The 14,200-nt window shown below is 70.4% G+C and carries 12 protein-coding genes; 6 read left to right on the top strand and 6 right to left on the bottom strand.

Annotated features, from left to right (window positions below):
* The first annotated feature begins 131 nt into the window (after positions 1 to 131).
* Positions 132 to 536 carry a type II toxin-antitoxin system PemK/MazF family toxin gene (locus AB0898_RS19375; protein ID WP_366804160.1) on the top strand — a complete coding sequence of 135 codons (405 nt, stop codon included), beginning with the start codon at positions 132 to 134 and terminating at the stop codon, positions 534 to 536.
* Here AB0898_RS19375 and AB0898_RS19370 read toward each other — a convergent pair.
* Positions 493 to 1,221: a helix-turn-helix transcriptional regulator gene (locus AB0898_RS19370; RefSeq protein ID WP_366804295.1), complete on the bottom strand. Its 729-nt coding sequence runs from the start codon at positions 1,219 to 1,221 to the stop codon at positions 493 to 495. The two genes, AB0898_RS19375 and AB0898_RS19370, sit on opposite strands and share 44 nt — an antisense overlap.
* 514 nt (positions 1,222 to 1,735) lie before the next feature.
* Positions 1,736 to 2,599: a 3-methyl-2-oxobutanoate hydroxymethyltransferase gene (gene panB / locus AB0898_RS19365; RefSeq protein ID WP_366804159.1), complete on the bottom strand. Its 864-nt coding sequence runs from the start codon at positions 2,597 to 2,599 to the stop codon at positions 1,736 to 1,738.
* A gap of 220 nt (positions 2,600 to 2,819) precedes the next feature.
* Here panB and AB0898_RS19360 point away from each other — a divergent pair, with 220 nt between their 5' ends.
* The 5 genes from AB0898_RS19360 (at position 2,820) to AB0898_RS19340 (ending at position 8,717) form a co-directional block, all read left to right on the top strand.
* Entirely contained in the window at positions 2,820 to 4,406 is a 1,587-nt protein-coding gene (locus AB0898_RS19360) for an MFS transporter (protein ID WP_366804158.1), read from the top strand.
* Positions 4,407 to 4,526: 120 nt separating this feature from the next.
* A complete protein-coding gene (locus tag AB0898_RS19355; protein ID WP_366804157.1) occupies positions 4,527 to 5,162 on the top strand; it encodes a TetR/AcrR family transcriptional regulator in 636 nt (211 codons plus the stop codon).
* Between the two features lie 181 nt (positions 5,163 to 5,343).
* Entirely contained in the window at positions 5,344 to 6,393 is a 1,050-nt protein-coding gene (locus AB0898_RS19350) for an endonuclease/exonuclease/phosphatase family protein (protein ID WP_366804156.1), read from the top strand.
* Between the two features lie 152 nt (positions 6,394 to 6,545).
* Positions 6,546 to 7,787 (top strand): MFS transporter, encoded by a 1,242-nt coding sequence (locus AB0898_RS19345; protein WP_366804155.1) that lies wholly within the window; start codon positions 6,546 to 6,548, stop codon positions 7,785 to 7,787.
* A gap of 156 nt (positions 7,788 to 7,943) precedes the next feature.
* Complete coding sequence (locus tag AB0898_RS19340) at positions 7,944 to 8,717, top strand: MHYT domain-containing protein (protein WP_366804154.1); 774 nt, start codon at positions 7,944 to 7,946, stop codon at positions 8,715 to 8,717.
* Positions 8,718 to 8,802: 85 nt separating this feature from the next.
* Here AB0898_RS19340 and AB0898_RS19335 read toward each other — a convergent pair whose 3' ends face one another.
* The 4 genes from AB0898_RS19335 to AB0898_RS19320 all read right to left on the bottom strand — a co-directional run bounded on the left by AB0898_RS19335 (position 8,803) and on the right by AB0898_RS19320 (position 14,153).
* Positions 8,803 to 10,557 (bottom strand): NAD+ synthase, encoded by a 1,755-nt coding sequence (locus tag AB0898_RS19335; protein WP_366804153.1) that lies wholly within the window; start codon positions 10,555 to 10,557, stop codon positions 8,803 to 8,805.
* An 82-nt stretch (positions 10,558 to 10,639) separates the two neighbouring features.
* Positions 10,640 to 12,607: a S53 family peptidase gene (locus tag AB0898_RS19330; RefSeq protein ID WP_366804152.1), complete on the bottom strand. Its 1,968-nt coding sequence runs from the start codon at positions 12,605 to 12,607 to the stop codon at positions 10,640 to 10,642.
* Between the two features lie 203 nt (positions 12,608 to 12,810).
* Complete coding sequence (locus tag AB0898_RS19325) at positions 12,811 to 13,437, bottom strand: DUF305 domain-containing protein (protein WP_366804151.1); 627 nt, start codon at positions 13,435 to 13,437, stop codon at positions 12,811 to 12,813.
* Complete coding sequence (locus AB0898_RS19320; protein ID WP_366804150.1) at positions 13,434 to 14,153, bottom strand: DUF3105 domain-containing protein; 720 nt, start codon at positions 14,151 to 14,153, stop codon at positions 13,434 to 13,436. Before AB0898_RS19320 ends, AB0898_RS19325 begins: the two co-directional genes overlap by 4 nt.
* Between the last annotated feature and the right edge of the window lie 47 nt (positions 14,154 to 14,200).

The following is a 14,200-nucleotide window of genomic DNA, read 5'->3' as shown; positions in this document are numbered from 1 at the left end:
ACCCGGCGCCGGGGGTCACTACGCTGTGAACTGCGGTCACCGCATGATCTTCAGTCTTCACCCACCGATGATCAACGATGGCCGCACCTGTTTTCACAGCGCCCTCACCGCAGATCGCGCCAGGAGGACATATGCGCCACGGAGAAGTCTGGTGGGCCGAGTTTGATGAGCGACGGCCGGTCGTGCTCCTGTCGGGAGACGAGGCGTCCGGATTCCGGGCGATGCAGGTCGTTACTCCGGCGGGCGTCGACATCAGCGGTCTGGGCGTCGAAGTGACTGTGGGCGCCACGGAAGGAATGCCCTTCGAAGGCGTGCTGCGCTTCGCGTTCCCGCGTCCAGGCTTCACCCCTTGCACGTGGCTGACCACCGTGTCCCGCGACGACCTGATCGAGCGGGCAGGCGTGCTGTCCTCCGTGAAGCTCAGCGAGATTGAGGACGCCCTCCGTGCTGCTGGACAGCCGCAGGAGTGGACCGAGACGGCAGCCGCGAGGCTCAGCGAGATGAAGGATGCCCTCCGCCTCGGTGAACTGGAGTAATCGGAGGGCGGCAATCGCGCCTACGAGACGGCGCTGCGCGTCCCGACAGGAGGGCTTTCCGCGCCGAATCACACGCCTCGTCCAGCCGGTTCTCCTTCAACAGAACCAGGGCCAGATCGAGATTCGCGGAAGCCATGCGACGCGGCCACGTGGACACGTCGTCGCCCGGGCCCAGCCGCCTGATCACCTCGCGGGCGTACGGTTCAGCCGCTGAATCCCCCAGCCAGGCGAGGGTCGTCGCCGTATAGGACAGCGACTTGGCGGGGTCGTATCGGTAGTGATGCTCCGGAGTGTCGGGGCTTCCCATCGCGGCCGACATGCTCTGTACCCGGTCGATGGCCGCATACGTATCCGACGCGTTTCCCAACCGCGCGTGCGCTCTTCCCTCTTGGGCAGTCGCCTGAATCATGGCGGACGTATCGCTCGTCTGGACGCGTCGCGCGAGTTCCCACGCATCCATTTCATCGTCGTGATGTGAGGCGGACTCGACTTCGAGCGACAGTCCAAGAAACTCGTTCAGGGCTTGAGTCAGCTCAGGAGAAGGCGCCTGCTTTCCATTGAGGACACGGCTCAAACAGGCAACGTCGTAGTGCAACTCCTTGGCCGCACTCCTGAGGCTCTTGCCCTGCTCCCCGAGTGCCTTACGTACCGCCCCGGAGACCGACCGACCGGCAGGAGCCGAGATGGATCACGCTACCGCCGCTCCCGGGCGGCAAGTCGCGGTGACCATCGCACTCGACTCCGGGCGGGTCCGGGTGGAAGTGCGCGACACTGGTGACGGACGTTCCCGTAAGCGCTCCAAGGGAAACCCCTTGGCGACAGGGTGCCGCCCACGCATGGTGCATGACGTGCGGAATGCGGTCGCAGGAAACCGAGGACCAGGTCGCCGTACAAGGCTGGTGCATGGGTCATGCAAATGAGACCGGGCACATGCGGTTCCGGGCCGGCGTGACCACATTCTTCTTGGTGATCCGCGACGCGGGGCATTCCGTATCCGGCAGAACGAGTGGTGACCCCGCATGACCGCCCAGCACACCGGAATGACGAAAGCGTCACCCCCGAAGCCCACCGCAACCACCACGTGAGCAACCACGACGGCGGGCACCCCCTCCGCGAGAGCGGCGCCGGCTTAGGCGCAAAGGCGGGCAGCCCGCCGACGGGGGAAGATCGGCGGGCTGCCCGGGGTGTTGCCGCAGTGGCTAGTGGACGGAGTGTTCCTCCGTGGGGAACGACCCGCCGACGACGTCCTCCGCGAAGGACTTCGCCGCGTCGGTCATGACCTCGCGGAGCGCCGCGTACTTCTTGACGAACTTGGGGACGCGGCGGGAGGTCAGGCCGAGCATGTCGGTCCAGACGAGGACCTGGGCGTCGGTGTCGGGGCCCGCGCCGATGCCGACCGTCGGGATGTGGAGGACGCGGGTGACCTCGGCGGCGAGTTCCGCCGGGACCAGTTCGAGGACGACGGCGAACGCGCCCGCGTCCTGGACGGCCTTGGCGTCGCGCAGGAGCTGCTGGGCGGCTTCCTCGCCACGGCCCTGGACGCGGTAGCCCATGGCGTTGACGGACTGCGGGGTGAGGCCGATGTGGGCCATCACCGGGATGCCGGCCTCGACGAGCAGCTTGATCTGCTCGTGCGAGCGCTCGCCGCCCTCCAGCTTGACCGCGCCGACCCCGGCGTCCTTCACCAGCCGGGTCGCCGAGCGCAGCGCCTGCACCGGGCCCTCCTGGTAGGAGCCGAAGGGGAGGTCGCCGACGATGAGCGCGCGGCTGGTGCCGCGTACGACGGCGGCGGAGAGCATGGTCATCTCGTCGAGGGTGACGGGCACGGTCGTCTCGTAGCCGAGGTGACAGTTGCCCGCCGAGTCGCCGACGAGGAGGACGGGGATGCCGGACTCGTCGAAGACGGACGCGGTCATCGCGTCGTAGGCGGTGAGCATGGGCCACTTCTCGCCCCGCTCCTTGGCGAGTGCGATGTCGCGGACGGTGATGCGACGGGTGCCCTTTCCTCCGTACAGCGTCTTGCCGTCGGAGGGCTTCGTCTGGGCAGCCGAGAGCTGCGTCATGGCAACGGCTCCTTACAAGTCATCTCGAGGCGCCCTTTCGGCGTCCCCGGATCGCCTCCATGGTGGCACCTCGTGCCGCACCTGGCCAGAGGGAGGTCCCCGTACCGGCTCCCGTACCCGCTCCCGCCCCGGCCCCGCACAACCCCCCTTGCGTAAGACCTGGGTAAAGTAATTCAGATACGAGACGGTTCCGTATTGAAATGGCCCTAGGCTCGAACGCATGACAACTTCCGTCCCCGCACCCCGGATACCGGAGGCGGTGCACAAGCGCCGCTGGGCGATCCTCGGCGTGCTCATGCTGAGCCTGCTCATCGTGGTGCTCGACAACTCGATCCTGAACGTCGCCATCAAGACCATCGCGACCCCGGCGCCGACCGGCCTGGGCGCCACCCAGAGCGAGATCGAGTGGGCGATCAACTCGTACACGCTCGTCTTCGCCGGGCTGCTGTTCACCGCCGGTCTCGTCGGTGACCGCCTCGGCCGCAAGAAGGTGCTGCTCGGCGGCATCATCGTGTTCGGCATCGGCTCGGCGCTGGCCGCCGAGGCGGGCTCCCCGGGCCAGCTCATCGCCTACCGCGCGGTGATGGCCCTCGGTGCCGCCTTCGTCATGCCCGCGACCCTCGCCGTACTGATGAACGTCTTCGAGCGCGAGGAGCAGCCCAAGGCCATCGGCATCTGGGCGGGCGGCGTCGGCCTCGGCATCGCCATCGGCCCGATCACCGGCGGCGCGCTGCTCGACCACTTCTGGTGGGGCTCCGTCTTCCTCATCAACGTGCCGATCGTGATCCTCGCCCTCGGCCTGATGCTCTGGCTGGTCCCCGACTCCCGCGACCCGAAGCCGGGCCGCCTCGACCCCGTCGGCGTGGTCCTGTCCGTGGCCGGCCTGGTGCTGCTGGTCTACGGCATCATCAAGGGCGGCGAGCTGGCCGACTTCACCGATCCCAAGGTGCTGGCCACGATCATCGCCGGACTGGTGATCCTCGCCGCGTTCGTGATCTTCGAGAAGCGCAGCGACCACCCCTCGCTGGACGTCACCTACTTCCGCAACAAGGTCTTCTCGGCCGCCATGAGCGCCATCGCGCTGGTCTTCTTCGCCCTCATGGGCGTCACGTTCTTCGGTGTCTTCTACACCCAGAGCGTGCGCGGCTACTCGCCGCTGGAGTCCGGTGTGCTGATGCTCCCGCTGGCCGCCGCGCAGATGATCTTCGCGCCGCGCGCCCGGCTCCTGGTCGACCGGTTCGGCAACAAGGCCACCACCACCGCCGGCCTGGTGCTGATCGCCGCCACGCTGGCCGCGTTCGCGACCTTCGAGGCCGACACGCCGATCTGGCTCCTTGAGGTCGTCTTCTTCCTCATGGGCACCGGCATGGCGCACATCATGACGCCGACCTCGGTCGTCATCATGCAGGCGCTGCCCCGCGAGAAGGCGGGCTCGGCCTCCGCGCTCAGCAACACCTTCCGCCAGGTCGGCGGCGCCCTCGGCATCGCCGTGCTCGGCTCGGTGCTCTCCGCCGCCTACCGCAACGGCATCGAGGGCAAGCTCGGCCTGCTCCCGCCCGCCCTGCGCGACACCGCGGGCGAGTCCATCGAGGCCACCCTCGGCATCGCCGCGAAGCTCGGCCCGCGCGGCCAGGGCCTGGTCGTCCCGGCCCACGACGCCTTCCTGCACGCCATGCACATCACCGCCCTGTGCGGTACGGGCGTCGCGCTGCTCGGCGCCGTGGTCACCGCGCTCTTCCTGCCGGGCAGGCCGCCGGCCGGAACCGAGAAGGACGCCGAGAAGGAACTGGTCGCCGCGGCGGACTGATCACCGCATCACGCCGGCGGACTGATCACCGCGCCACACACCGGGGTAGGGACGGTACGACAACGGGGGAGGAGGCGGCTGCGGGACAATTGCCGCAGCACAGCGAGAGGACGAGACGACGTGAGCCTTGCCGACAGCCGGCCCCCGCAGGCCGGCCCCGCCCGGGGCCGGCCCCGCAGCGAGGCCGTGGAACGCGCCATCCTGGAGGGCGCGATGAAGCTCCTGGAGGAGGGCGTACCCCTCGCGGAGCTGTCCATCGAGCGTGTCGCACGCACCGCCGGAGTCGGCAAGGCCACGATCTACCGCCGCTGGAGCGGCAAGGAGGAGCTGTTCGTCGACGTCATGCGCGCCGCCGAACCCGCCGACCCGGAGCTGCCCGGCACCTCCATGCGCGACGACCTCGTCGTCCTGCTGGAGACCCTGCGCCGCCGGGGCCTGGTCAGCCGCTCCTCGGCGATCATGCACAACGTGTTCGTCCAGGCGAAGTGCAGCCCGCGCATCTGGGCCGCGTACCAGGCCGGGGTGATAGCGCCCCGGCGGGCCCTGATGACCGACGTGCTGCGCCGGGGCCAGCGCGAGGGCGAGCTGCGCTCCGACATCGACGTGGACCTGGCCAACGACATGTTCGTCGGCCCCATGCTGGCCCGTACCGTCCTGCGCCCCGACGCCGACCTGCCCGAGGACCTCGCCGAAGTGATCGTCGACACGGTCCTCGCGGGCCTACGCCCCGTCAGCACGCCCTCCGAGCAGCGCTGATGTACGCGTTTGGTCACAGAACCCACGCGTAACGGCCGTAACGGAACTACCCGGCCCATCCGTTCGTCCTCGTCTTCCGAACGGCCGTCATGGGACGGCGGAACGGAGCCGTTCATCCCCTAGGGTCGTAGACACACACGGGGGGATGACGGAGCGCACGGCAGGCAGTGAGGCAGACGGTATGGCGCAGCAGGCGTACATGACGGAGACGGACAGCGGCGGCTCGGGACCCGAGCGGCCGACATCCCGGCTTCGTCGCCTGGCGCACCGTCTGTTCGGCGGCTGGCGCGACGATCCGCGCATCTGGCGCCGGGGTGCCGTCACGGCCGTCCTGGCGCTGCTGCTCGCCCTGGTGATGCTGCTGCACTCGCGCATCCCCAACCGGGTGGGCAACCTGGGCAGCCTCACCGAGACCTTCCTGCCCTGGCTGGGGCTCGCGGTCCCGGTGCTGCTGCTCGTCGGGCTGGTGCGCAGGTCCGCCACCGCCCTGATCGCGGTGCTGCTCCCCGCCATCGTGTGGCTGAACCTCTTCGGCGGGCTGCTCACCGACAAGTCCGGCACCGGCGGCGACCTGGTGGTGGCCACCCACAACGTCAACGCCGGCAACCCGGCCCCCGCCGCCACCGCCCGCGACGTCGCCGCCTCCGGGGCCGACCTGCTCGCCCTGGAGGAGCTGCCCGCGCCCGCCGTCGCCACGTACGACCGGGCGCTGGCGGGGCAGTACCCGTACCACGCGGTGGTCGGCACCGTCGGGCTGTGGAGCAAGTACCCGATGAGCCAGGTCCACTCCGTGGACATCAAGCTCGGCTGGAAGCGCGCGATGCGGGCCACCGTGGCCACGCCGGACGGGCTCGTCGCGGTGTACGTCGCCCACATGCCCTCGGTGCGCGTGAAGCTGAAGGCGGGCTTCACCGCCCGGCAGCGCGACACGAGCGCCAACGCCCTCGGCGAGGCCATCGCGGACGAGACGCTCAAGCGGGTCGTGCTGCTCGGCGACCTCAACGGCACCATGAACGACCGCTCGCTGAACGCCGTCACCTCCCAGATGCGCTCCACGCAGGGCGCGGCGGGCAGCGGCTTCGGGTTCAGCTGGCCGGCCGCGTTCCCGATGGCCCGCATCGACCAGATCATGGTCAAGGGCGTCGAGCCGGAGAGCTCCTGGACCCTGCCGCGCACCGACAGCGACCACCTTCCGGTGGCCGCCCGGATCAGCCTCGACCCGGAGTCCTGACCCGGCGTCCCGACCCGGCGTCCCGACCCGACTCGACACGGACTCGTAACCCGGTTCGTACCCGCTGGAATACTGGACCTGAGAGACTTTGTTCCGTACGGGAACATAGGCGATCCCATCCCCTGTACGGCACTGCTCTGAGAGGTCCCCTCATGCCCCTGGCCCTGCTCGCCCTCGCTGTCGGCGCCTTCGGCATCGGTACGACCGAGTTCGTGATGATGGGCCTGCTGCCCGACGTCGCGGACGACCTGCGCATATCCATCCCGACCGCCGGTCATCTGGTCTCCGCGTACGCGCTCGGCGTCGTCATCGGCGCCCCGCTGCTGGCCGCCGTCACCGCGCGGATGTCCCGCCGCACGGTGCTGATCGGCCTGATGGCCCTGTTCGTCGCGGGCAACGCGCTCTCCGCGTTCGCCCCCGGCTACGAGTCCCTGCTCGCCGCCCGCTTCCTGAGCGGGCTGCCGCACGGCGCGTTCTTCGGCGTCGGCGCGGTCGTCGCGACGTCCATGGTCGCCCCCGAACGCAAGGCGCGCTCGGTCTCGCTGATGTTCCTCGGCCTGACCGTCGCCAACGTCGCGGGCGTGCCCGTCGCCACGCTCATGGGCCAGCACCTGGGCTGGCGGGCCACCTTCCTCGGGGTGAGCGTCATCGGCCTGGCCGCCATCGCCTCGCTCGCGCTGCTCATCCCGCACGACCACACCCACGCCTCCGCGCACGGTCTGCGCGGTGAGCTGGCCGCGCTGAAGTCGCTGCCGGTCTGGCTGGCGCTCGGCACCACGGTCGCGGGCTTCGGCGCGCTCTTCGCCGCGTACAGCTACGTCACCCCGATGCTCACCGACGCCGCCGGGTTCGCCCCGGCCAGCGTGACCCTGCTGCTCGCCCTGTTCGGCGTCGGCGCGACGGCGGGCAACCTGCTCGGCGGACGGCTCGCCGACCAGGCCATGCGCGGCACCCTCTTCGGCGGCCTGGCCGCGCTCGGCGTCGTCCTGGCGCTGTTCCCGCTGATGATGCGGGCCGAGTGGAGCGCGGCGCTCGCGGTCGCCCTGCTCGGCATGGCGGCCTTCGTCACCGGCTCGCCGCTGCAGCTGATGGTGATGGACAAGGCCGCGGCCGCCCCGTCGCTGGCCTCCTCGGCCAACCAGGCGGCCTTCAACCTGGCCAACGCCGGCGGCGCCTGGATCGGTGGCCTCGCCCTCGCGGCGGGCCTCGGCGTCACGTCCCCGGCGCTCGCCGGAGCCGTCCTCGCCGTGCTCGGTATCGCGGTGGCCGGAGTGGCCTACGGCGTGGACCGCAACCGGGCCGCGAAGCTCCAGCAAACCGACGCGACGCCGAACGGAAAGGGTCGGCTGGTCGCGACGTATGTCCCGCAGGCCGGTGAGCGTTCACGGCGGTGAAGATCGCGCAAACTACAGTTGTGCAACATTCATTCGGTTCCAGCCAAAGTGGCTTGAAGTTCACCCCCTCTCCCGTGAAGCTTCACATCACCAACACAAGCCACTCCAGTCACAAAAGGCACAACAGCCACAACTGGAAATAGGGAGAGGACCCGGATGCAGGGCTCGGCCGGATTCGACTACGGGCTGCTCACGCCGCTCGCCGCCTACCTCATGGCCTGCCTCGGCGCCGCTCTCGGACTGCGCTGCGTGGTCCGCACCGTGCACGCGGAGAAGGGCCGCAAGGCCGCCTGGCTCGCTCTCGGCGCGGCGGCCCTCGGCTGCGGCATCTGGAGCATGCACTTCATCGCCATGATCGGCTTCTCGGCCCCGGGCGCGACCATCAGCTACGACGCCCCGCTGACCGTGCTCAGCCTGGTCGTGGCCATCGTCGTGGTCAGCATCGGCATGTTCATCGTGGGCTACCGGGGCGTCGCCCCCATGACCCTGGCCACCGCCGGCATCATCACCGGCCTCGGCGTGGCCGGAATGCACTACCTCGGCATGGCCGCGATGCAGGTGAACGGCACCATCACCTACAGCAACATCACGGTCCTGCTCTCCGTGGTCATCGCCGTGGCCGCCGCGACGGCCGCGCTGTGGGCCGCCGTCTCCATCCGCGGCTTCGTCCCCGCGCTGCTCGCGAGCCTCGTGATGGGCGTCGCCGTGACCGGCATGCACTACACCGGCATGGCCGCGGTCGACATCCACGTCCACTCCGGCGGCTCGGGCTTCGGCGACAACGCCGCCTCGCTGGTGCTGCCCATGCTGCTCGGCCCGGCCGTCTTCCTGATCCTCGCGGCCGTGGTCGTCATGTTCGACCCGCTGCTCGTGGCGGGCGACGAGCAGCCCGCGCCGCGCGTCTCCCGCCCGCGCACGCCGGTCGGCTGACGGCGCCGCCGTACCGCATGACGAAGGGGCGCCCGGTCCTGAAGACCGGGCGCCCCTTCGCCGTTGCGTGCTTCGCCGTTCGGCGCTACGCCGTCTCGCGCCAGCCGTTGGTGATCGGCAGGCGGCGGTCCTTGCCGAAGCCCTTCGCGGAGATCTTCGTGCCCGGCGGGTACTGGCGCCGCTTGTACTCGGCGGTGTCCACCATCCGCAGCGTCTTCGTCACCAGCGCCCGGTCGAAGCCCGCCGCCACGATCGCGTCCGCGCCCTGGTCCCGGTCCACGTACAGCTCCAGGATCGCGTCGAGGAGCGGGTAGTCCGGCAGCGAGTCCGTGTCCACCTGGTCCGGGCGCAGCTCCGCGCTCGGCGGCTTGGTGATCGAGCTCTCCGGGATCGGCGGCGTCTCCCCGCGCTCCTCGGCGGCCTTGTTGCGCCAGCGGGCCAGCTGGAACACCGAGGTCTTGTACACGTCCTTGATCGGGCCGTACGCGCCCACCGAGTCGCCGTACAGGGTCGAATAGCCCACCGCCAGCTCGGACTTGTTGCCCGGCGCCAGCACGATGTGGCCCTCCTGGTTGGAGACCGCCATCAGCAGCGTGCCGCGCAGCCGCGACTGGAGGTTCTCCTCCGCCAGGCCCGTCAGGCCCAGCGCGCCCATGTACGCGTCGAACATCGGCTCGATCGACACCGTACGGAAGTTGAGGCCCGTGCGCCGGGCCAGCTCGGCCGCGTCGCCCCGGGAGTGCTCCGAGGAGTACTTCGAGGGCATCGAGATGCCGTACACGTTCTCCGCGCCGATCGCGTCGCACGCCAGCGCGGCCACCAGCGCCGAGTCGATGCCGCCGGACAGCCCGATCAGCACCGAGCGGAAGCCGTTCTTCACGACGTACGCCCGCAGACCCGTCACCAGAGCGCCGTACACCTCGGCGTCGTCGTCGAGATGCTCGGTGAGACCGCCGGTGAACTCCGGCGCGTACGCGGGCACCGGGTCCTCGGACAGGACCACCCGGTCGATGCGCAGCCCGTCGTCCACGACGCCGGTGGGGGCGTCGGCGTCGGCGGCGGGCAGCTCCAGGTCGAGCAGCAGCAGGGTCTCCTCGAACTGCGGCGCGCGGGCGATGACTTCGCCGTCCGCGCCGACCACGATCGAGTCGCCGTCGAAGACCAGCTCGTCCTGGCCGCCGGTCATGGCGAGGTAGGCGGTGGTGCAGCCCGCCTCCTGGGCGCGCTTGCGGACCAGCTCCAGGCGGGTGTCGTCCTTGTCGCGCTCGTACGGCGAGGCGTTGACCGAGAGCAGCAGCCCCGCGTGGGCCGAGCGGGCGGCGGGCACCCGGCCGCCGTCCTGCCAGAGGTCCTCGCAGATGGCCAGGGCCACGTCCACGCCGTGCACCCGGATCACCGGCATGGTGTCGCCGGGCACGAAGTAGCGGAACTCGTCGAAGACGCCGTAGTTCGGCAGATGGTGCTTGGCGAAGGTGAGGACCACCTCGCCGCGGTACAGCACCGCCGCCGCGTTCTGCGGGGCGCCGGCCGGCTGGCCGAACCTCGGCTGCGCGGTCTCCGAGCGGTCGAGGTAGCCGAGGACCACCGGCACCTCGCCGAGGCCCTCCTCGGCCAGGCGGGCGGCCAGTTCGCGCAGCGCGGCGCGGGAGGCCTCGACGAAGGAGGAGCGCAGGGCCAGGTCCTCGACGGGATACCCGGTCAGCACCATCTCCGGGAACGCGACGAGATGCGCTCCGCGCCCGGCGGAGTCCCGGGTCCGGCGGACGACCGCCTCGGCGTTCCCCGCGAGGTCGCCGACGCGCGAGTCGATCTGATTCAGGGCGAGACGAAGTTGAGGCACGCGCCCAGTGTAATCGTCAGAGCGACGCGATGTGGGGGCGTGAGGTGTCTGACACCTCACGCCCCCACGGCAGCGCACTCGGTCAGTGACGCTTGAACGACTTCACGTAACCACCGGCGGGCGAGCCCACACCGGTCACGTCGTCATAGCCCTTGACCGCGGCCAGCGAGCTGTCCTTGCCCAGGCTGCGGACCGAGGTCAGCAGGCCGTCGGAGTCGTCGACGCCGTTGGCGAAGTCGACCCGGGCGACCGCCAGGTCGGTGCCGGTCGGCTTGTCCGTGACGTCGTGGAAGACGCCCTTCTTGCCGTACAGCTGGTAGATCGACGGGTTGGCGAAGCCGATCGCCTTGCCGCCGCGCGCCTCCTGCGCCAGCGCCTGCACCGCCGCGATCACCGGGGCGGCCAGCGAGGTGCCGCCGATGCGGTACTCGTCGTACGTGACGGTGCCGTCCGGGAAGGTCTGGGTGATGCCCTCCAGGAAGCCGGTGTTCGGGTCGGCCACGGCCGCGATGTCCGGGACCACGCGGTTGCCGGCCTTGTTGTTCGCCTTGGCCAGCGCGTTCGGGACGATCCCCTTCTGGTACGAAGGCTGCGCCACGGTACGGCTGGTGCCGCCGCCCGCGCCCGAGGTGAAGGCGCCGGGGAAGCCGGTCCAGCTCTTGCCGTCGGCCGACAGGGCCGCCTTCTCGGTGCCCCAGCCGGTCTCGAACTGGTACGCGTCCTTCTTGCCGACGGCCAGCGAGGTACCGCCGACCGCCGTCACCCAGGCGGAGTTGGCCGGGGTGTCGACCTGCTTCACACCCGGGGTGGTGTCCGTGGCGGTGTTGGCCACCTCGTCACCGTTGTCACCCGAGGAGAAGTAGAAGCCGATGCCCTGCACGGCGCCGAGCTGGAACACCTGGTCGTACGCGGCGGCCAGGTCCGGCGTCTGGTTGGCCTCGATGTCGCCCCAGGAGTTGGAGACGATGTCGGCCAGGTGGTCGTCCACGACCTTGCTGAGCGAGTCGAGCAGATCGTCGTCGTAGCAGGACGCGGCGCCCACGTAGGTCACGTCCGCGTTCGGCGCGACCGCGTGCACGGCCTCGACGTCGAGGGTCTCCTCGCCGTACCAGCCGGAGGCGTCGCACTCGTCGGCCGAGGTGTGCGTGTACTTCTTCGGCAGCACCTGGTGCAGCTGGCTCGTCTTCCAGGCCGCGTCACCGTTGCGCTTGGCGTAGGTGCCGGCGTCGAAGGCGATGGTCGGCGAGGCGTAGGCGTCCGTGATGGCGACGCGGACGTGCTTGCCGGTGTAGCTGCCCGCGCCGTACGCGGCACGCAGCTGCTTGCCCGTGTAGCCCTTGATCGCGTACGGGATCTTCTGGCCGTACGCGGCCGGGAGCTTGGTCGCGACCTTCTCGCCGTAGTACGAGGAGAGCGGACCGGCGTTCTTGAACGCGGCACCCGGGCCGGGCAGTTGGTCGGCGTGGTGCGACTTGTGCGGCGCGCTGTCCAGGCCGGTGACCGTCAGCACGGCGCCCTTGAGGGCGGCCGGGACCGTGGCCGTGCGCTGCGGGGCGCGGTAAGTGCGCTTGCCCTTGGTGAAGTTGTGCAGCTGGGTGCCGAACGCCTTCTCGGTGGCGGCGACATCGCCGGACACCGAGACGTAGTGCGCGGTGACCTCGGTGACGTCGAGCCCGGCCGACTTCAGCCAGGACTTCACCGCGGACACCTGGGCCTTGGTCGCCCCGAAGCGGGACGCGGCCTGCCGGGCCGTGAGGTACTTGCCGTACTGCGGCGAGGCCGGGTCCGACACCGCCTTGGCGTAGGCGGCGAGCCCCGCGGCGTCACGCCCCGCGAGGTAGACACGGGCCTGCACCCGGGCGCTGTCGGCGGTGGCGCCCTTGTCCGCCTTGGCCGTGGCCCAGGCCGGGCGGGTGCCCGCCAGCGCGTCACGGGCCGGGCCGTCCGCGGCGTTCGCCGCGGGTATGCCGAGCGCCAGCGCGCCGGCGATCATCGGCAGCGTCGCCGCCATGCTCACACCGGCGCGCGTCCTGGCGCGGTTGGATCTCATAAAACCCCCTGCGATGCGGTTCGCATGTAGTGGCCGGATCGTCGTGCGCGACGCGCCGACCCACGGCGGTTGGGACCGGCGGAGCGATCACACGATGGGGCCACTCTCGTGATGAACCGTTCATGTCAGGGGAACGGAAGGGTCAAGAGAAACCCAAGTGGCGCCGTTCGAAGGGGATTTGAGCACTTCGTCCGCGTGGCGGATCACGAACCGGTGTGTACGCCGCGTTTCTTGAGCATGTCGGCCATCAACTGGATCTCGGAACGCTGCGCCGCGACCATGCCCCGCGCGAGCCGCTTCTCCGGCCCGGTCACGCACCGCTCCGCACACCCCTCGGCCATGTGCACACCGCCCCGGTGATGCTCCGTCATCAGCCGGAGGTAGAAGACCTCCGCCTTCCGCCCGCTCAGCGAACTCAGCTTGCGCACGTCGGAGTTGGTGGCCATGCCCGGCATCAGCGCGCCGTCCTGCCCCGGCGGCATGTCGCCCATGCCCATCCAGGTCATCGGCGGATCCGCCGACACCTTCGGCAGCCCCCACAGATCCAGCCAGCCCAGCAGCATCCCGCGCTGGTTGGCCTGCGTCTGTGCGATGTCGTACGCGAGCCGCCGTACCTCGGGGTCCTTCGTGCGGTCGCGCACGATGTACGACATCTCCACGGCCTGCTGGTGGTGCACGGCCATGTCCCGCGCGAACCCGGCGTCGGCGGAGGCGGTCGTGGGCGTACGCGCCGGCGGCTCGTCCCCTCCGGCGGCGTACCCCGCCGCCCCGGCGCCCACCACCGCGAGCACCGCGGCCCCGGCGGCCCACCCCGTCAGCGCACGCCTCACCGCATGACCCCGCCCGTGCACGCGGCCCCCGGCTCGGGCGTCTGGTCGCCCTGCACATAGGTGGCGAAGAACTTGTCCACCTCGGGGTCCTTCGCGCTCTTCACCGCCACCTGATGACCCCAGGCCGACAGGATCAGCGGGGCGTCCTGGTGCGCGTACGGGCTCATCAGCGAGTAGGGCGTCCGCTGTACCTTCGCCGTGAGCGCGCTCACGTCCGCCTTCTTGGCCGCGCCGGTGTACGTCACCCACACCGCGCCGTGCTCCAGGGCGTGCACCGCGTTCTCGTCGTGCACCGGCTTGTCGTAGACCGTGCCGTTGCAGTCGAGCCAGACCGGGTTGTGGTTGCCGCCGACCGGCGGGTGCATGGGGTATGTCACCGGGGTCGTGACGTGCGTGCGCGACAGCTTGCCCTGCCAGGTCCGCACGCCGTCCTCGCCGGTGGTGAAGTGTCCCGAGTCGCCCGCGCTGTTCTTGGCGGCGTTCTTGGCGTCCCCGCTCGCGGCGGTGTCCTTCTTGCCCGAGCCGTCCGCGCCGTCCGAGCCGTCCGACTGGGACCGCACCAGCACCACCCCGCCCACCGCGAGCCCGGCGACGACCACCACGCTCGCGGCGACGACGAGTATCCGGTTGCGCCGCGCGCGGGCCCGCTCGGCGCGCCGCATCTCCTCCACGCGCGCGCTGCGGGCCGTGCTGCTGCTGGTCTTCACCGGACCCATGGGGTGTGTCCTTCGGCAGGAGGGAACTGAGGGCCAGTTGATCGTAG

This window comes from Streptomyces sp. NPDC005435 (assembly GCF_040703155.1).
Lineage (GTDB): Bacteria > Actinomycetota > Actinomycetes > Streptomycetales > Streptomycetaceae > Streptomyces.
The sequence above is the reverse complement of the archived record's forward strand: the minus strand, read 5'-3'. Positions and strand labels throughout refer to the sequence as shown.

Bases quoted from the DNA above. Each gene is read 5' to 3' on its own strand.
- panB (WP_366804159.1), bottom strand. From the start codon at position 2,599: ATGACGCAGCTCTCGGCTGCCCAGACGAAGCCCTCCGACGGCAAGACG.
- AB0898_RS19375 (WP_366804160.1), top strand. From the start codon at position 132: ATGCGCCACGGAGAAGTCTGGTGGGCCGAGTTTGATGAGCGACGGCCG.
- AB0898_RS19345 (WP_366804155.1), top strand. From the start codon at position 6,546: ATGCCCCTGGCCCTGCTCGCCCTCGCTGTCGGCGCCTTCGGCATCGGT.
- AB0898_RS19320 (WP_366804150.1), bottom strand. From the start codon at position 14,153: ATGGGTCCGGTGAAGACCAGCAGCAGCACGGCCCGCAGCGCGCGCGTG.
- AB0898_RS19330 (WP_366804152.1), bottom strand. From the start codon at position 12,607: ATGAGATCCAACCGCGCCAGGACGCGCGCCGGTGTGAGCATGGCGGCG.
- AB0898_RS19340 (WP_366804154.1), top strand. From the start codon at position 7,944: ATGCAGGGCTCGGCCGGATTCGACTACGGGCTGCTCACGCCGCTCGCC.
- AB0898_RS19360 (WP_366804158.1), top strand. From the start codon at position 2,820: ATGACAACTTCCGTCCCCGCACCCCGGATACCGGAGGCGGTGCACAAG.
- AB0898_RS19350 (WP_366804156.1), top strand. From the start codon at position 5,344: ATGGCGCAGCAGGCGTACATGACGGAGACGGACAGCGGCGGCTCGGGA.